The 19,136-nt window shown below is 62.2% G+C and carries 10 protein-coding genes and 2 pseudogenes; 8 read left to right on the plus strand and 4 right to left on the minus strand.

Annotation, left to right across the window (positions count from 1 at the left end; translation table 11 throughout):
* Window positions 1-74: 74 nt before the first annotated feature.
* On the minus strand, window positions 75-1,511 hold the full coding sequence (gene mapR / locus QWI18_RS00115) for a GntR family transcriptional regulator MpaR (protein ID WP_369317848.1): 1,437 nt from the start codon (window positions 1,509-1,511) through the stop codon (window positions 75-77).
* A 228-nt stretch (window positions 1,512-1,739) separates the two neighbouring features.
* On the opposite strand from mapR, the gene QWI18_RS00120 reads away from it, so the two are divergent.
* The gene (locus tag QWI18_RS00120; RefSeq protein WP_369317849.1) at window positions 1,740-2,285 is read left to right on the plus strand and encodes an MgtC/SapB family protein; all 546 of its coding nucleotides are present in this window, start codon (window positions 1,740-1,742) and stop codon (window positions 2,283-2,285) included.
* Window positions 2,286-2,534: 249 nt separating this feature from the next.
* Here QWI18_RS00120 and QWI18_RS00125 read toward each other — a convergent pair whose 3' ends face one another.
* Window positions 2,535-2,711 (minus strand): hypothetical protein, encoded by a 177-nt coding sequence (locus QWI18_RS00125; protein ID WP_369317850.1) that lies wholly within the window; start codon window positions 2,709-2,711, stop codon window positions 2,535-2,537.
* Window positions 2,712-3,086: 375 nt separating this feature from the next.
* On the opposite strand from QWI18_RS00125, the gene QWI18_RS00130 reads away from it, so the two are divergent.
* Genes QWI18_RS00130 through glgB form a run of 3 tightly spaced genes read left to right on the plus strand, consistent with a single transcriptional unit; the run spans window position 3,087 to window position 10,712 of the window.
* Window positions 3,087-5,123: an alpha-1,4-glucan--maltose-1-phosphate maltosyltransferase gene (locus QWI18_RS00130; protein WP_369317851.1), complete on the plus strand. Its 2,037-nt coding sequence runs from the start codon at window positions 3,087-3,089 to the stop codon at window positions 5,121-5,123.
* A gap of 16 nt (window positions 5,124-5,139) precedes the next feature.
* A complete protein-coding gene (gene treS, locus QWI18_RS00135) occupies window positions 5,140-8,460 on the plus strand; it encodes a maltose alpha-D-glucosyltransferase (protein WP_369317852.1) in 3,321 nt (1,106 codons plus the stop codon).
* Between the two features lie 2 nt (window positions 8,461-8,462).
* Entirely contained in the window at window positions 8,463-10,712 is a 2,250-nt protein-coding gene (glgB, locus tag QWI18_RS00140; protein WP_192131743.1) for a 1,4-alpha-glucan branching protein GlgB, read from the plus strand.
* Window positions 10,713-10,948: 236 nt separating this feature from the next.
* On the opposite strand, the gene QWI18_RS00145 is transcribed toward glgB, so the two are convergent.
* Entirely contained in the window at window positions 10,949-11,140 is a 192-nt protein-coding gene (locus tag QWI18_RS00145) for a hypothetical protein (protein ID WP_369317853.1), read from the minus strand.
* Between the two features lie 142 nt (window positions 11,141-11,282).
* On the opposite strand from QWI18_RS00145, the pseudogene QWI18_RS00150 reads away from it, so the two are divergent.
* The 3 genes and pseudogenes from QWI18_RS00150 to QWI18_RS00160 form a co-directional block, all read left to right on the plus strand.
* Window positions 11,283-11,822: pseudogene (locus QWI18_RS00150) on the plus strand (TIGR04211 family SH3 domain-containing protein); the annotation flags it as partial.
* Window positions 11,823-11,985: 163 nt separating this feature from the next.
* Complete coding sequence (gene ggt, locus QWI18_RS00155) at window positions 11,986-13,713, plus strand: gamma-glutamyltransferase (protein WP_369317854.1); 1,728 nt, start codon at window positions 11,986-11,988, stop codon at window positions 13,711-13,713.
* 193 nt (window positions 13,714-13,906) lie between these two features.
* Window positions 13,907-15,091, plus strand: a complete 1,185-nt coding sequence (locus QWI18_RS00160; protein WP_369317855.1) for a DUF1624 domain-containing protein — start codon at window positions 13,907-13,909, stop codon at window positions 15,089-15,091.
* Window positions 15,092-15,257: 166 nt separating this feature from the next.
* On the opposite strand, the gene QWI18_RS00165 is transcribed toward QWI18_RS00160, so the two are convergent.
* On the minus strand, window positions 15,258-16,400 hold the full coding sequence (locus QWI18_RS00165) for a MalY/PatB family protein (protein ID WP_296313328.1): 1,143 nt from the start codon (window positions 16,398-16,400) through the stop codon (window positions 15,258-15,260).
* A gap of 249 nt (window positions 16,401-16,649) precedes the next feature.
* On the opposite strand from QWI18_RS00165, the pseudogene QWI18_RS00170 reads away from it, so the two are divergent.
* A pseudogene (locus QWI18_RS00170) lies at window positions 16,650-18,965 on the plus strand (type VI secretion system Vgr family protein); the annotation flags it as partial.
* Between the last annotated feature and the right edge of the window lie 171 nt (window positions 18,966-19,136).

Consider the following 19,136-nt stretch of genomic DNA (forward strand, 5'->3'; position numbering starts at 1 on the left):
GGACCGGCTTTAGCCGGGAAGGGGCCAGTCCTGGCACTTAAGATATGCAGCGCTGCCCCTTCGCCCGGCACTTTTTAACCCCTCATCGAGCGAATGATCTTCCCCAGTGTCTCCATCGCCCGCTCGGGCGTTTCACCCCACGGGCTGCCGTAGTTCAGGCGGATGAAGGGCTGGAAGCGCCGCGTTGGCGAAAACATCGGGCCGGGGGCGATGCTGATGCCCTGAGCGAGGGCGGCCTGGAACACTTTCAGCGAATCGATCTGTTCCGGCAGCTCCACCCACAGGAAGTACCCGCCGGTGGGCTGGCTGACGCGGGTCTGCGCGGGGAAATACCGGGCGATGGCGCCGAGCATGGCACGCTGCTGATCTTCCAGGCTGTGGCGCAACTTGCGCAGGTGCCGGTCGTAGCCGCCGTGTTGCAGGTAATCGGCGATGGCGGCCTGGGCCGGCATCGAGGCGCACAGCGAGGTCATGATCTTCAGCCGCTCGACCTTCTGCGCATAACGCCCGGCAGCGACCCAGCCCACCCGATACCCGGGCGCCAGGCTCTTGGCGAACGAGCCGCAATGCAGGACCAGGCCTTCGGTGTCGAACGCCTTCGCCGGTTTCGGCGCGTGCTGGCCGTAATACAGCTCGGCGTACACGTCATCCTCGATCAGCGGCACCTCATGCTTGCGCAGCAGCTGCACCAGCTCCCGTTTGCGCGCCTCAGGCACCGTCGCGCCGGTGGGGTTCTGGAAGCTGGTCATGCTCCAGCAGGCCTTGATCGGGTAACGCTCGAGCGCCTGCTCAAGCACTGCCAGGTCAATGCCCTGTTGCGGGTGCACCGGGATTTCCACCGCCTTGAGCTTCAGCCGTTCGAGCACCTGCAGGCAGGCGTAGAACGCCGGTGCCTCGATGGCCACCAGATCACCGGGCTCGGTCACCGCTTGCAGGCACAGGTTCAGGGCTTCCAGGGCCCCGTTGGTGATCAGCAGCTCGTCCATGGGCAGCATCTGCCCGGCGACCATGTAACGCAGGGCGATCTGCCGGCGCAGGGCTGGATTGCCGGGCGAGAGGTCGCTGACGACCATGCGCGGGTCCATGTCGCGGGTGGCACTGGCGAGGGAGCGGGCCAGGCGCTGCAACGGGAACAGCGCGGCGCTGGGGAAGGCGGAGCCGAATGGCACGGTGTTCGGGTCCTTGATCGATTCCAGCACAGAGAACACCAGTTCGCTGACGTCGACTTCGGTGGATTCGCTCAGCTGTGGCGCGGGGCGCGCATCCTGCTCGATGGCGTTGTCACTCAGGCCTTGCAGGCGAATGCTGTCGTTGACGAAGTAGCCGGAGCGCGGCCGCGCCCGGATCAGGCCTCGACGTTCCAGCAAGTAGTAGGCCTGGAACACCGTCGACGGACTGATGCCGTGGGTTTGGCTGGCGTAGCGCACCGACGGCACACGCTGCCCCGCAGCAAGCACCCCGGTGCGGATCAGCTCGGCAATGTCATCGGCAAACTTTTCATAACGCTTCATGGCGGGGCTCATGCTGAGGGGCGTCTGGGGCGCAGCCGCCAGTGGGTGGCCGGCGGGAAGGGCGGGCGACCCGGTGCAGGCGGAATATGCGCGTCGTCTGCGAATTAGTACAGATGCAGATATGCACCCGAGAACCGGATCAGGGGTGAGGGTCGTCGGGCACCTCCCGCACTCTCGGCCCCTGCTGCGGTCCATACGGCACTGACGCTGAATGAGGGGAATGCACTGATGAATGCCTGGTGGGAAGAAGTGGTGGAAACACTGCAGGCCGAGTTCTCTGACATCACCGATGCCGGGCAGATCACCCGCGTGACCATACGCCTGGTGATTGCGGCGCTGCTGGGCGGGATTCTGGGCTTCGAGCGGGAACACAAAGGCAAGGCGGCCGGGGTTCGAACTCACATGCTGGTGTGCATGGGCGCTGCGCTGTTTGTGCTGGTGCCGCGTATGGCCGGTGCCGACGACGCTGCACTCAGCCGGGTGGTGCAGGGCATTGTGGCGGGGATCGGCTTTCTCGGCGCCGGGACCATCCTCAAGGGCGATGCGCTCAACGCGACGCAAGTGAAGGGCCTGACTACGGCAGCCGGTCTGTGGATGACGGCGGCGATCGGTATCGCGGCGGGAATGGGCAGGGAGATGACGGCGGTGCTGAGTACGTTGCTGGCGCTGGGGATTTTCAGCCTTATGCCGCGGATTGTCAGGCGCTTTGAATCGCCGGAAGATCGCGCCAGGGATCCGGCTCGCAGCACAGGTGGCGAAGCGCAGGAGCCGTGAGCCTGGGGTCATTTGGCAACTTCGATAGTGGGGCTGCTGACGCGTTCCCGGCTGAAGCCGGTCCTACGGAAAACACGCGCAGTCGGTGCTACGGAAAACATGCGCAGGTAGGACCGGCTTCAGCCGGGAAGAGGCCAGTCGGCGCACCCTCGAAATCGCAGCTGGCCCGCTAAAAGCTTCCCGGCTAAAGCCGGTCCCACAAAACGTGTTGCGTCAGCAGGGACCGGCTTCCCCGGGGAGGGCCTTCAATCATTCAGGAAACTTCTCATCCAGAATCGCCGGCGGCTCGCTGCTCGGCGGGTCACCGGCCGGCGGTTCGATCACCGGGGGCATAAGCGGGGAAGGCGGCTCGTCCGGCTTGGGCACCGGCAGCTCGGGGTCATCGATGTTCGGATCGGGCGTTTCTGCGGGAACGGGAATGCTCATGGTGTTACCTTCCTTTGGTTATCGAGGCATGGGTTATCGAGGCATGCGTGAGGTTATCGAGGCAAGCGTGTCGAGCGGCTGTTCATCAACGCCGCAGCACTCCCAGGTTACGACCGCTCCCCGTTGCCAATGATTCACTGCAACCGTTGCGCTGCTGCCTTCCCGGTGCTGAGCAAAACCAGTCCGCGTGCCGTGCGCTGAGTTGATCAACCGTCACGCAAGCTCTTTGAACTTTTGCCCGAGGCTGGCGTTCGGAACCTATGCTGCCACGTCCGGATGCGTTGATCCCGTGGCTCTCTCTTATGTTATGGACAAAGACGCTGAAGCAATGGGCGCCCCACAGCGGGCGTCCCTGGGCGTGAGGAGTGATGCTCGATGAATGATACTGCTGATCAGCCGTACGGCCCGGATTCCCTGGCCAACGATGTTCTCCACTCTATCCACCCTATCCCCCTGACCCAAGCCTTGCAGCTGCCGCGGATCGTGATCGAGGACACCCAACCGGTGATCGATAACGGTCAGCTGGCTGCCAAGGCCGTTGTCGGTCAGCCGGTCACGGTCACCAGCAAAATCTACGCGGACGGCCACGACAAGATGGCCGTACGTATCGTCTACCGGGCCGCTGACGATGAACAATGGCAGTCCGTGCCCATGCGCGAGTTGGGCAACGACAGCTGGATTGGCGAATTCACCCCGCCGACCTTCACCCGCTATATCTACCGCCTCGAAGCCTGGATCGATCAGTTCGGCAGCTACCGCTACGAGCTGGAAAAGAAGTACGCCGCGGGCGTGACGATCGACCTGGAGCTGGAAGAAGGGCGCCTGCACCTGGTGCACGCCGCCGAGCGCAGCACCCTGGAATTGCGCGGTCAGCTCGACAGCCTGATCAAGCGCCTGGGCGAGGCCACCGAAAACGAGGCCAAGGTCGCACTGCTGCTGAACAGCGAAACTGCCGCCGTCATGGCCAAGGCGGACAACCACGCCTTCCTCAGCCGCAGCCTGGAATTCCCGCTGGACGTTGAACGTGAGCTGGCCCAGTTCGCCAGCTGGTACGAGCTGTTTCCGCGTTCGATCACCGATGACAAAAAGCGCCACGGCACCTTCAAGGACGTTCACACGCGCCTGCCGATGATCCGCGACATGGGCTTCGACGTGCTGTACTTCCCGCCGATCCACCCGATTGGCCGCGCGCACCGCAAAGGCCCGAACAACTCCCTGACCGCAGGCGCGGATGATGTGGGCAGCCCTTACGCCATCGGCAGCGCTGAAGGCGGGCATGACGCCATTCACCCGCAACTGGGCACCCGTGAAGACTTCCGCGAGCTGGTCGCCGCTGCAGCCGAGCATGGCCTGGAAATCGCCCTCGATTTCGCCATCCAGTGCTCTCAGGACCACCTGTGGCTCAAGGAGCACCCGGGCTGGTTCTCCTGGCGTCCGGACGGCACCATCCGCTATGCGGAAAACCCGCCGAAGAAATACCAGGACATCGTCAACGTCGATTTCTATGCGCCGGACGCCATTCCAGGCCTGTGGACCGAGTTGCGTGACGTGATCCTCGGCTGGGTGAAAGAGGGCGTGAAGATCTTCCGCGTCGACAACCCGCACACCAAACCGCTGCCGTTCTGGCAGTGGATGATTGCCGATGTGCGCAGCCAGCACCCGGAAGTCATGTTCCTCGCCGAAGCCTTCACCAAACCGGCGATGATGGCGCGCCTGGGCAAGGTCGGTTATTCCCAGAGCTACACCTATTTCACCTGGCGCAATAACAAGGCCGAGCTGAGCGAGTATTTCACCCAGCTCAATGAGTCGCCATGGCGTGAATGCTACCGGCCGAACTTCTTCGTCAACACGCCGGACATCAACCCGCCGTTCCTGCACGATTCAGGGCGCCCCGGCTTCCTGATCCGCGCGGCGCTGGCGACCATGGGTTCGGGCCTGTGGGGCATGTACTCGGGCTTCGAACTGTGTGAATCGGCGCCGGTACCGGGCAAAGAGGAATACCTGGATTCCGAGAAGTACGAAATCCGTCCCCGGGACTTCACCGCGCCTGGCAACATCATTGCCGAGATCGCCCAGCTCAACCGCATCCGTCGCCAGAACCCGGCGCTGCAGACGCACTTGGGCCTGAAGATCTACACCGCGTACAACGACAACATCCTGTACTTCGGCAAGCGCACGGCGGATGGCAGCAACTTCATTCTGGTGGCCGTGAACCTTGACCCGCGCAACGCGCAGGAAGCGCATTTCGAACTGCCGCTGTGGGAAATGGGCCTGTCGGATGACGCCGCGACGTTGGGGGAAGATTTGATGACCGGGCATTCCTGGACCTGGTACGGCAAGACCCAGTTCATGCGTCTGGACCCGTCTTACCAGCCGTTCGGCATCTGGCGCATCAAAGCCACAAACCAATAATTCAAAGGATGTGGTCATGGCAAAGAAACCCCGCAACGCTGCCTTTATCGAAGACCCGCTCTGGTACAAGGATGCGGTGATTTACCAGGTCCACGTTAAGTCGTTTTTCGATTCCAACGACGATGGCATCGGTGACTTCCCGGGGCTGATTGCCAAGCTCGATTACATTGCCGAGCTGGGCGTCAACACCATCTGGCTGCTGCCGTTCTACCCGTCGCCCCGCCGCGACGATGGCTATGACATCTCCGAATACCGCGGTGTGCACAGCGACTACGGCACCATGGCTGATGCCAAGAAATTCATCGCCGAGGCGCACAACCGCGGCCTGCGGGTGATCACCGAACTGGTCATCAACCACACCTCGGACCAGCACGCGTGGTTCCAGCGCGCGCGGCATGCCAAAAAAGGCTCCAAGGCGCGGGATTTCTACGTCTGGTCCGATGACCCGCAGAAATACGACGGCACCCGGATTATCTTTCTCGACACCGAGAAGTCCAACTGGACCTGGGACCCGGTCGCCGAGCAGTACTTCTGGCACCGTTTCTACTCCCACCAGCCGGACTTGAACTTCGACAACCCGCAGGTGATGAAGGCGGTCATCGAGGTCATGCGCTACTGGCTGGACATGGGCATCGACGGCCTGCGTCTGGACGCGATTCCGTATCTGATCGAGCGTGACGGCACCAACAACGAAAACCTGCCGGAGACCCACCAGGTCCTCAAGCAGATTCGCGCTGAAATCGATGCCAATTACCCCGATCGCATGCTGCTGGCCGAAGCCAACCAGTGGCCCGAAGACACCCAGCTGTATTTCGGTGATCGCAAGGGCAAGGACGGCGACGAATGCCACATGGCGTTTCACTTTCCGCTGATGCCGCGCATGTACATGGCGGTGGCCCAGGAAGACCGTTTTCCGATTACCGACATCCTGCGCCAGACCCCTGAAATTCCGGAAAACTGCCAGTGGGCGATCTTCCTGCGTAACCACGATGAACTGACGCTGGAGATGGTCACCGACCGCGAGCGTGATTACCTGTGGAATTACTACGCTTCGGACCGTCGCGCGCGGATCAACCTGGGCATCCGTCGTCGCCTGGCGCCTTTGCTGGAACGTGACCGCCGCCGCGTTGAACTGCTCAACAGCATGCTGTTGTCCATGCCCGGCACGCCGACCCTGTATTACGGCGACGAAATCGGCATGGGCGACAACATTTACCTCGGCGACCGCGACGGTGTGCGCACGCCGATGCAGTGGTCGATCGACCGCAACGGCGGCTTTTCCCGCGCCAACCCGGCGAGCCTGGTGCTGCCGCCGATCATGGACCCGCTGTACGGTTATCAGTCGGTCAACGTCGAGGCGCAGGACCATGACCCGCACTCGTTGCTGAACTGGACCCGCCGCATGCTTGCCGTGCGTCGGCAGCAGAAAGCCTTCGGCCGCGGCACCCTGAAAATGCTTTCGCCGAGCAACCGCCGCATCCTGGCCTACACCCGCGAGTACACCGGGCCGGACGGCAAGACTGAAATCATCCTGTGTGTCGCCAACGTCTCGGCCGCCTCCCAGGCCGCCGAGCTTGAACTGGCCCCGTACGCCGCGACCGTTCCGGTCGAGATGCTTGGCGGCAGCGCCTTCCCACCTATTGGCCAGCTCAATTACCTGCTGACGTTGCCGCCCTATGGCTTCTACTGGTTCTTGCTGGCCGCGGAGAATCAAATGCCCAGTTGGCACGTTGAACCGGCCCAGAGCATGCCGGACTTCCCGACCCTGGTGCTCAAGCAGCGCCTGGAAGAACTGCTCGAAGAACCCCTGCGCCAGACCATGGAGCAGCAGTCACTGTCGGTCTATCTGCCGAAACGCCGCTGGTTCGCTGGCAAAGGTACGGCCATCGACAACATCCACATCGCCTACGCCGTGCGCTTCGGCACCACGGTGCGTCCGGTGTTGCTGAGCGAAATCGAAGTCACTTCCGGCGGCGAAACGGTGCGCTACCAGTTGCCATTCGGCCTGTTGCCGGAAGACGACATCAGCAGCGCCTTGCCGCAACAGCTGGCCCTGTCCCGCGTACGTCGCGGCCGTCAGGTCGGGTTGATTACCGATGCGTTCACCCTTGAGCCGTTCATTCGCAGCGTCATCCGCGGCATGCAGGAAAACACCGTGCTGGCGACGCCGGATGGCGAGCTGCAATTCCAGAGCACCTCGCAACTGGCACCGCTGGGCCTGAACGAAGACGCCGAGGTGCGCTACCTCTCGGCCGAGCAGTCCAACAGCTCGGTGGTGGTCGGCAAAAAGCTGGTGCTGAAAATGATTCGCCGTGTCGCGGCCGGTACTCACCCCGAGCTGGAAATGGGCGCGTACCTCACCGAAGCGGGTTACCCGCACATCTCGCCACTGTTGGGCGCAGTCGTGCGCGTCGACGGGCAGGGCGAGAAGAACCTGCTGATGATCGCACAGGGTTACCTGAGCAATCAGGGCGATGCGTGGGAATGGACGCAGAACAACCTCGAACGCGCCGTGCGTGATCACATGGCCCATGGTCAGTCGGCGCTGGAGCAGCAAGCCAACGCGCTGATCGAACTGAAAGACTTTGCCGGCCTCCTGGGTCAGCGTCTGGGCGAGATGCACGTGATCCTCGGCGCGCCGACGGACAACCCGGACTTCAAGACCGAAGTGACCAGCGTCAAGGACAGCGAGGCCTCGGCGAAGAGCGTTTCGGCGCAGATCGAGCGTGCCTTGCAGCTGCTCGAACAGCACCGTGACTCTCTGGAAGCCCAGGATCAGCAGCTCATCACCGAACTGCTGGGCAAGCGCAAAGCGCTGCTGGCTCAGGTCAAAACCCTGGCGAAGCAGTCGGTCGGCGGGTTGAGAATGCGCGTCCATGGCGACCTGCACCTCGGCCAGATGCTGGTGGTGAAGGGCGATGCTTACCTGATCGACTTCGAAGGCGAGCCGGCGCGTCCCCTGCAGGAGCGTCGGGCCAAGTACAGCCCGTTCAAAGATGTCAGCGGCGTGCTGCGTTCGTTCGACTACGCTGCGGCGATGGCCATGCGCAACGCGCAGAGTGCCGACACCTCGGTGCAGGCCGACACCGCCCGCCAGCAAGTGGCCGAGACGTATTTGCTGCAGGCGCGGGAAGCCTTCCTGGAGGGCTACCGCAAGGCCACCGTCGAGGTGGGTCACGACTGGAAAGATGCCAAAGGTGAGGCGGCCGCGCTGGCGCTGTTCACCCTGGAAAAAGCCGCTTATGAAGTGGCCTACGAGGCCGAGAATCGGCCGACTTGGTTGTCGGTTCCGCTTCAAGGCTTGCGCGGGCTTCTAGACCTGTCTGATGGAGAATGAAAATGAGTGCCTCTGACCAATTCGGTAATGGCAACCACGCAGCATTGCCAAGCGCCGTTGACATGGACGCGTTGATCCGTGCGGAGCACCGCGACCCGTTCTCGATGCTCGGCCCCCACAGCGATGGCGCTGAAGGCCAGGTAATCCGCGCCTATCTGCCCAATGCACTGGCGGTGCGCGTGCTCGCTCGCGATGGCGAACGTGATCTTGGCGAACTGAGCATGACCGACAAGCCGGGCTTCTTTGCCGGGCACTTCGCGGTGCGTGAACCCTATCTGCTGAAAATTTCCTGGGCCACCGGTGAGCAAATCACCGAAGACCCGTATAGCTTCGGCGAGCAACTGGGCGAGATGGATTTGTACCTGTTCGCCGAGGGTAACCACCGTGACCTGAGCAGCGCGCTGGGCGCACAGGTGAAGAACGTCGACGGTGTCGATGGCGTGCGTTTCTCGGTGTGGGCACCGAACGCCCGCCGCGTCTCGGTGGTGGGTGATTTCAACAGCTGGGATGGCCGTCGTCATCCGATGCGCCTGCGTCACCCGACGGGCGTGTGGGAAATCTTCATTCCGCGCATCGGCCCGGGCGAGGCCTACAAGTACGAGATCCTCGGCCAGCACGGCGTTCTGCCGCTGAAAGCCGACCCGATGGCCCTGGCGACCCAGCTGCCGCCGGCCACGGCGTCGAAAGTCGCTGCGCCGCTTGCCTTCGAATGGCAGGACAGCGACTGGATGCAGTCGCGGGGCGAGAAGCATGACATCCACCAGCCGCTGTCGATCTACGAGCTGCACGCTGGGTCGTGGAAGTGGCACCACGGTGGCGATGATGAGCCCGATCGCCCTTACAACTGGCGCGAGCTGGCCGAGCATCTGATTCCTTACATCAAGGAAACGGGCTTCACCCACATCGAACTGATGCCGATCATGGAACACCCCTTCGGCGGGTCGTGGGGTTATCAGGTGTTGTCGCAATTCGCCCCAAGTGCGCGTTACGGCAAACCGGAGGATTTCGCCGCATTCGTTGACGCGTGCCACCGCAACGACATCGGCGTGATTCTTGACTGGGTGCCTGCCCACTTCCCGACCGACGCACACGGTCTGGCTCAATTCGACGGTACTGCGCTCTACGAATACGCCAACCCCCATGAGGGCTTCCATCAGGACTGGAACACGCTGATCTACAACCTGGGTCGCACCGAAGTCCACGGTTTCATGATCGCGTCCGGGCTGCACTGGCTGAAGAACTTCCACGTCGATGCGTTGCGCGTGGATGCGGTGGCGTCGATGCTGTACCGCGACTATTCCCGCAACGCCGGGGAGTGGGTGCCGAACCGTTACGGCGGCCGCGAGAACCTGGAAGCCATCGACTTCCTGCGTCACCTCAATGACGTGGTCGCGATCGAAGCGCCCGGGGCGCTGGTCATCGCCGAGGAATCCACCTCGTGGCCTGGCGTTTCCCAGCCGACCCAACAGGGCGGGCTGGGTTTCTCCTACAAGTGGAACATGGGCTGGATGCACGACACGCTCAAGTACGTCGAGCAGGACCCGATCAATCGCCAGCATCACCATGATCGCCTCAGTTTTGGTCTGGTGTATGCCTGGTCCGAGCGTTTCGTGCTGCCGATTTCCCACGACGAAGTGGTCCACGGCAAGCATTCGCTGATCGACAAGATGCCCGGCGACCGCTGGCAGAAATTCGCCAACCTGCGCGCGTACCTGTCGTTCATGTGGACCCACCCGGGCAAGAAGCTGCTGTTCATGGGCTGCGAGTTCGGCCAGTGGCGCGAGTGGAACCACGACACCGAGCTGGACTGGCATTTCCTGCAGTACGCCGAGCACAAGGGTGTGCACACGCTGGTCAGCGACCTCAACCGTTTGTATCGGACCGAAAAGGCACTGTACGAGCAAGACTGCCAGCCCCAGGGTTTCCAGTGGGTCATCGGTGACGATGCCGGCAACAGCGTCTATGCCTACCTGCGCTGGAGCAAGGAGGGCGAGCCGTTGCTGGTGGTCGCCAACCTGACGCCTGTGCCGCGTGAGGCCTATCGCGTCGGTGTTCCGTTCAGCGGCAAGTGGGCCGAGCTGTTCAACAGCGACGCGGGGATCTATGCCGGTTCGAACTTCGGCAACGGCGGGGGCGTGCGCACCGACGAGATCAAGAGTCACGGCCAGGCGTTCTCGTTGTCCCTGAACCTGCCGCCGTTGGGTGTGGTGATCCTCAAGCCGACCGTGGAGCAGCTGCACCACGAGGTCTGACACCTCCTGCTCTGGCGTTGTGCGCGTGTAGCCGCGGTGCACTCGCCGAGTAGTCTCTCAGCGGAAAACCTGTGGGAGCGAGCTTGCTCGCGAATAGCTTTCCATCAGTCGACATCGTCGCCTGATGAAGCATTCGCCAGCGGACCCGCTCCCACAGTTGTATCAGTCACTTCGACAAGCGTTGTGGGACCTTTCCCGGACGAATGTCATCCCTCCCCAGTGAACCTGACCTCTTTTCAATGGTCTGTTGACCACTGCGCGCGCAGTACGCCCGGGCCATGGCCTTCGGCGTGCGGCTGAATTTCGCCCGCGCCAGATGCCTTTTCCAGCCGTTGCAGCGCGTTGTTCGTCGCTGTCCGATCAGGCGTGATTCCCTTGCATGCGGCCCGCCCATCGGCCTTCTTGTCAATTTGTCGAAGATTATCCATGCCTATTTCTGCCTCCGATGCCTCCCTTCGCTTTACCCCCGTGTCGGGCGTTCGACGCCGTTTGCTCAACGCCGGCCTGCTGACTACCGTCTTAACCGCGAGCTGTGCCAGCCCCTTCGCACTGGCCGAAACCACGAGCAAGGATCGCTGGGTCAGCGATACCCTCAGCACCTACGTGCGCAGCGGCCCCACCGATGGCTACCGCATCGTCGGCACGCTGAAATCCGGCCAGAAGGTCGAGCTGATCAACACCCAGGGCGATTACAGCCAAGTGCGTGGCAGCGCCGGCGACAACGTGTGGATTCCCACCGCTGACCTGCAGGAAGTGCCGGGTCAGGCCGAGCGCTTGCCGCAATTGACCCAGAAGGCCGCTGACCTCAGCGCGCAACTCAAGACCATCGACGATGACTGGAAGACCAAGGTTCAGGGCATGCAGGAAACCCTGGAATCGCGCAAGAAGCTGGTCGACGAGCTCGAAGCCCGGACCAAGGACCTGAACGCGCAGTTGGCCAGCGCCCAGTCGGATTTGCGCACCACCCAGGCAAAGCTGGGTGACGAGAACAATCAGGTGCTGATGCGCTACATGGTGTACGGCGGCAGCATCGCCGGCGCCGGCTTGCTGCTGGGCCTGATCCTGCCGTCCCTGACCAAGGGCCGCAAGCGCAACGATCGCTGGTTCTGAAGCAAACCCAGTTCTGCCGTCCGCCTAAACACGGACCGAGCCCGGCATTCTCCATGCCGGGTTTTTGACCCCCACTGGCAACTTTCCCCCCATGCGCTAGTTTAGTGCGGGGCGCCTTCTGCCCGCCGCTGTTCCCCCCTCACAAGAAAAAGAGAAACCGCCCATGAAGTTCGAACCCTTTGCCCAGCCGCTCGTTGCGACGGCGCTTATCCTTGGTCTGTCCTGCGCTCACGCCGCCTCCGTGGCCCCGGCCGCCGCTGAAAACGGCATGGTCGTTACCGCCCAGCACCTGGCGACCCATGTCGGTGTCGACGTGCTCAAGTCCGGTGGCAATGCAGTGGATGCGGCCGTTGCCGTGGGCTACGCGCTGGCCGTGGTCTATCCGGCCGCCGGCAACTTGGGCGGCGGTGGTTTCATGACGATCCAGCTGGCAGACGGGCGGAAGACCTTCCTCGACTTCCGCGAAAAAGCGCCCCTGGCGGCCACCGCCAACATGTACCTGGACAAAGAAGGCAATGTCGTACCGGACCTGAGTGCCAAGGGTCACCTGGCCGTCGGCGTGCCCGGCACCGTGTCCGGGATGGAAATGGCGCTGAGCAAATACGGCACCAAAAAGCGCGCGGAAGTCATTGCGCCGGCGATCAAACTCGCTGAAAGCGGTTTCGTCCTGGAGCAAGGCGATGTCGACCTGCTCGGCACCGCCACCGACGAGTTCAAGGCAGATGCGAAGGACCTGGGCACGATCTTTCTGAACAAGGGCCAGCCGCTGCAAGTGGGTGACACCCTGGTGCAGAAAGACCTGGCCAAAACCCTCAAGGAAATCTCCGCCAAAGGCCGCGACGGCTTCTACAAAGGCTGGGTGGCCAAGGCGATCGTCGATTCGAGCCAGGCAGGGAAGGGCATCATCACCCAGGCGGATCTCGACAAATACGCGACCCGGGAACTGGCGCCGATCGAGTGTGATTACCGCGGCTACCACGTGGTCTCGGCGCCGCCGCCGAGCTCCGGCGGGGTAGTGATTTGCGAGATCATGAACATCCTCGAAGGCTACCCGATGCAGGAACTGGGCTATCACTCCGCCCAGGGGCTGCATTACCAGATCGAGGCCATGCGTCACGCCTACGTCGACCGCAACAGCTACCTGGGCGATCCGGATTTCGTCAAAAACCCGATCAGCCATCTGCTCGACCGCGACTACGCGGCCAAGCTGCGCGCCGCCATCGAACCGCAGAAAGCCGGGATCTCCCAGAATATCAAACCCGGCGTCGCGCCCCACGAAGGCAACAACACCACGCACTATTCCATCGTCGACAAATGGGGCAACGCCGTATCCGTCACCTACACCCTCAACGACTGGTTCGGCGCTGGCGTGATGGCGAGCAGCACCGGCGTGATCCTCAACGACGAGATGGACGACTTCACCTCCAAGGTCGGCGTGCCGAACATGTACGGCCTGATTCAGGGCGAAGCCAACGCCATCGCACCGGGCAAGTCGCCGTTGTCATCGATGAGTCCGACCATCGTCACCAAGGACGGCAAGACGCTAATGGTCGTCGGCACGCCTGGCGGTAGCCGAATCATCACCGCGACCTTGCTGACCATGCTCAACGTCATCGACTACGGCATGAATATTCAGGAAGCGGTCGATGCGCCACGCTTCCACCAGCAGTGGATGCCGGAAACCACCAACCTGGAAGCCTTCGCCGTCAGCCCTGACACACGGAAGATCCTGGAAAGCTGGGGTCACACGTTTGCCGGTCCCCAGGACGCCAACCACCTGGCCGCGATCCTCGTTGGCGCACCTTCGCTGGGCGGCAAGCCGGTGGGCAATAACCGGTTTTACGGGGCCAACGATCCGCGTCGTAGCACGGGGTTGTCCTTGGGCTATTGAGTCACCAAGGAGCTGACTTCATCGGACGGGGCAGGGTGCTCCTGTCCGGTGACGGGAGGGTTTAGCGCTTCCCAAGCCAGACCCTGCGCGTGAATCAGGTTGCGCACAGGCCCCTTCGAAGTGTTATGTTATAACCCGTTTTTCAGGTCGATCACGGGCCTGTCGGTTATCGCGCTTCGAGAGTCCACCGCGTATGCAAACCCTGTCTGTCCCTCTGCAATCTCCCGCCACGTCCATCGCCCATCCCGGCCGCCTGCAATCGATCGATGCCCTGCGTGGGCTGATCATCATCTTCATGCTGCTGGATCACGTGCGCGAGACCTTCTTTCTGCACCATCAGGTCAGCGATCCGATGGATGTCGCTCACACCAGCGTTGACCTGTTCATCAGCCGCACCCTCGCGCATTTCTGCGCGCCGCTGTTCGTGTTTCTGACGGGGCTTTCCGCCTGGCTGTACGGCGAACGGCATGCGGGCAAAGGCGCGGTGGCGGGCTTTCTGTTCAAGCGCGGGCTGGTGCTGATCGCGCTGGAACTGACGCTGGTGAATTTCGCCTGGACGTTCCAGTTTCCGCCGACGGTGATCTATTTACAGGTCATCTGGGCGATTGGCCTGAGCATGATCGCGCTGTCAGCGATGGTCGTTTTGCCGCGCGGCGTATTGGCGGCGCTGGGGCTGGCAATCATCGCCGGGCACAACTTGCTGGACAACGTGCATTTTGCCGCGGGCTCGGCTTTGCACATCCCGTGGGCGATTCTCCATGACCGCGGCTGGATCGAGGTCGGCGACAGTTTGCGCCTGCGCACCTCCTACCCGCTGCTGCCGTGGATCGGCGTGATCGCCGTGGGTTACGCCGCCGGGCCGTGGTTTGGCCGAGGCGCAAATGGAGAAAAGCGCGAGATCAACCTGATTGCCTGGGGTTTTGGCGCGTTGACGCTGTTTCTCGCGTTGCGCGGCATCAATGGCTATGGCGAGAAGCCGTGGGTGGAGGGTGACACCACGGCGCAGACGCTGATGAGCGTCCTCAACGTCACCAAGTACCCGCCGTCGTTGCTGTTTATCAGTCTGACCCTGGGGGTTGGCTTGCTGGTGCTGGCCTGGCTTGAGCGTCAACAGGGGCGGGCATGGCTGCTACCTCTGGTGACCTTTGGCGCGGCGCCGATGTTTTTCTACCTGCTCCACTTGTACGTGCTCAAGCTGCTGTATGTCGGCGCGGTGGCGATCTGGGGCACCACCCAAGGCCAGTACTTCGGTTTCACCTCGGTACTGGGCCTGTGGGGTTGCGCTGCGGTGCTGACCGTTGTGCTGTTGCCGGCGGTGAGCTGGTTTGCCGCGCTCAAGGCGCGACGTCGGGACATCGCCTGGCTGAAGTATTTCTGAGCACGCCCATTTCAGGGCTGCGCAGGGCTTCAGGCGTCACGCTGCAAAACTTACGGTGCAGGCGCGGGCCTCTTCCCGGCTGAAGCCGGTCCTACTGAAAGCATCGTATGCATCCAGTGGGACGGGTGGTGGAACCCATGTAGGACCCGCTTTAGCCGGGAAGGCATCAGGCGTCGCGCAGGCTGCGTTCCATGCGCGCCAGGCCTTCTTTCAGCATCGCTCGCGGGCAGCCGAAGTTCAGGCGCACGAACTGGCCGCAGTCGTCGCCGAATTCCAGCCCGTCGCTGAGCGCGACTTTGGCGTGTTCGAGGAAGAACTGTTGTGGGTTTTTTAGTTCCAGGCCCGAGCAATCCAGCCACGCCAGATACGTGCTCTGGGGCAAATGCATCGTGATCCCCGGAAAACGGGTGTTGATCGCCTCGGCGAGGTAATCACGGTTGTCCTGCAGATACGCCACTACCTGTGCCAGCCACGAGCCGCCCTCGCGATAGGCCACTTCAGTCGCCTCCAGGCCCAGGGCGTTCACGCTGTCGACCAGCCCCAGCCGCCCGGCATTGAAACGCTGGCGAAGTTCGGCGTTCTGCACCACGGCGAACGCGGTTTTCAGACCGGCAATGTTCCACGCTTTGCTCGCCGACATCAGCGTCACGCTGCGCGCCGCGATCTCCGGGCTCAGGGAAGCGATCGGCGTGTGCTGACGGCCGTCGAACAGCAGGTCGGCGTGGATTTCATCGGAAATGATCAGCGCATCCCGTCGCACGCAGGCTTCGCCGATGGCGAGCAGTTCGTCGCGTTCGAAGACCTTGCCAAGCGGGTTGTGCGGATTGCTCAGCAGCAGTGCGCCATGGTCAGGCAGGGCGCGTTCCAGCGCCGCAATGTCGGTGGGGTATTCGCCCTGGGCGTTGGCATGGAAGGGCAGATCGATGCGCGGCAGCTTCCAGTTGGCCGGCGCGTGCAGAAGCGGCGAGTAGTTGGGCGTCTGCACCAGCACCGCGCTGGACGGCGAGACCAGTGCGTGGAGCGCCATGTTCACGCCGGGCTCGACCCCGGGCAGAAACACTAGGTCCTGCGCGTCGATCTGCCAGCCGTAACGCTCGGCGAGATGCTTGACCAGGGTTTCACGCAGCGCCTGCTGGGGCACGGAATAGCCCAGCAGCGGATGCTCCAGACGGTTCTTCAGCGCCTGCACAATGGGCGCGGCCACCGGGAAATCCATGTCCGCCACCCACATTGGCAGCACGTCCTCGGGGTACTGGCTCCACTTTTTGCTGCCGGTGTTCAAGCGCTGAAAAACGTTATTCAGATCCATGTGCTGGCCTGTCCTGCTCGAAAAAAAGAGAGGATTGTGCCAGAGATTGGCGGGCGGGCTTGCTGTCGATTTACGGATTGTAGGATTAGTCCGTAAATGCCGCTGGAACCGTCTCCTTCGTGTCTCGCCCTCTGGAGTCACACTTTGAAATGCCTCATCTTCGCCGGCCTCAGCCCTCTCTCATGGACGAGTTGATCAGATCTTTACGCGCTGCTCAGGGGGGATTTTTCCTGCCAGGGACGCTCATTCATGCTCACCGTGTTGCCGCCTTTCTTCGACCACAGTCGCCATAAGCTTGTTGTTCATCGTTTGCCCATTGAACTCGATGTTCTTGCCTTCGAGGGCGAGGAACAGCTGAGTCAGCCGTTTCGTTACCGGGTGGAATTCACTTCCATCGAGCAGGACATCGGCGCCGAGCGGATGCTCGGGCAGGATGCGCAGTTCAGTCTGCATGCTGCGGCGCATACGTTGCCGGTGGCGATTCGTGGTTTGCCGGTGCCTCCGGTTAAACCGTTGCGAACTTTGCATGGGGTTGTGACGGGGTTTAAACGGCTCTCTGGTTCGGCTGACGAGGCGCGTTATGAAGTGACGCTTGAACCGCGCCTTGCGTTGCTGGCCCGTGGGCGGCAGTTCCGGATCTATCAGCATCAGTCGGTGCCGCAGATTGTCGAGAGCGTTCTGCGTACTCGGCATGACTTTGAGGGGCAGGACTTTTTGTTCTCGCTGGTAAGGGAGTATCCGAAGCGCGAGCAGGTGATGCAGTACGGCGAGAGCGATCTGGCGTTTATTTCACGCTTATTACCCGAGGTGGGGATCTGGTTCCGCTTCACTAACGATGAGCGATTGGGGATTGCGGTCGTTGAGTTTCATGATGACCAGCGGCATTACGTTCGGCCGCGTGTGAGCTTGCCGTTTCGGCCGCGGTCGGGGTTGGGCAGCAGTGGTCAGGACGGGGTTTGGGGGCTGCAGGTCAGTCATGAGGTGGTGGAGAAGAACGTACACTTTCGGGCTTATCACCATCGGGATGCGAACGCATGGCTCGATGGGGATGTTGATCAGACGCGTGGGGATTCCACCACTTACGGCGAGGCGTATCACTATGCCGAGCCGTACAAGGTGCTCGGCGACAAGCTGGATCAGGATGAAGATTTAGAGGGTGAAAGCGGGTTTTTCTACGCCCGGTTGCGGCATGAGCGGTATCTGAATAATCAGACTCGCTTAAGTGGTGTGAGCAGCAGTGCTTCGTTGGGATTGGCGCAGGTGCAGCAGATCTCGGGTGGTGCGCCGCAAGCGTTTGAACCGGGTGCGGTGATCACTCGATTGCAGCTGCGTGCCGCGCGGGACCGCAGTTTCGAGCTGAGCTTTGAAGCGATTCCCTATTCGGAGAGCGTGTGCTTTCGGCCGCCGTTGCTGGCAAAGCCTGCGATAGCGGGCACTGTGCCGGCCCGTGTCACCAGTTCGCTGGCCAACGATCCATACAGCCACATTGACCGCGAAGGCCGTTACAAGGTCAGCTTTCTGTTTGACCGCGACAGCTGGAAGCTGGGTCAAGAAAGCCTTTGGCTGAGGCTGGCCCGCCCCTATGCCGGGGATACCCACGGCCTGCACTTGCCGCTGATCTGCGGGACCGAAGTGGCGATTGCCTTTGAGCAAGGCGACCCTGATCGGCCTTACATCGCCCATGCCCTGCACGACAGTCGCCATCCCGACCCTGTGACGCTGCTGCGCAGCGATTACAAACGCAACGTCCTGCGCACCCCTGCCAACAACAAGCTGCGCATGGAAGACGACCGCGGCCAGGAACACATCAAACTCAGCACCGAGCACAGCGGCAAGAGCCAGCTAAACCTTGGGCATCTGGTCGACAACGAGAAGGATAAGCGCGGCGAAGGGTTGGAGTTGCGCACGGATGGCTGGGGCGCGATTCGGGCGGGAAGCGGGCTGTTTATCAGTGCGGATGAACAGACCAAAGCCCACGGTCAGCAGCTCGACATGGATGCCGTGATCGAGGAACTGGAAAGCGCGTTGTCCGTGGCACGCACCATGGCCCAGGCCGCGAGAAGTGCTGGTGCTATCGCCGCAGACACCCGCAGCCACTCGCAACTAAACGACGCGCTGACTCACCTCACCGAGCCCGGTCTGCTGCTGCACGCACCGGCCGGCATCGGCATGGTCAGCCCCGAAGCGATCTGCGTGTCCTCCGGTCGCGAAAGCGTCGCCATCACCTCGTCACGCTCAACCGACATCAGCGCCGGACGCAACATCACCGGCACCGCCGAAGGTGCGATCAGCCTGTGCGCTGTGACCAGGGGCCTGCAACTCAAAGCGGTTCAGGGCGACGTTCAGCTTCACGCCCAAAGTGCCGCACTGCACGCGCTCGCCCAAGACGACATCAAGATTGAAAGCCTGGCCGGCCGGATCGAAATCAGCGCCCCGGAAGAGCTCCTCCTGAATTGCGGTGACGCATTCATCCGTATCAAGGATGGCGAGATCGAGCTGGGCGCGCCGGGGAATATCTATCACCGGGCCGCTTACGTGCTGAAGGCCGGTGCCACCACGCTGACCACCCCGGTGACGCCAATACCTTATGGCTATGGGGCGGGGTACACCCTGGTCGACGCGCAACAGGCCGCTGCCCGTTTCGTCCGTTACCGGATCACCACGCAGGCTGGCGAAGTGTTCAACGGCGTGACCGACAAGGACGGCAAGACCATGCCCGTCCACACGATTTTGCCT

Origin of the sequence: Pseudomonas sp. W2Oct36 (assembly GCF_041060465.1) — a bacterium.
GTDB lineage: Bacteria > Pseudomonadota > Gammaproteobacteria > Pseudomonadales > Pseudomonadaceae > Aquipseudomonas > Aquipseudomonas graminis_B.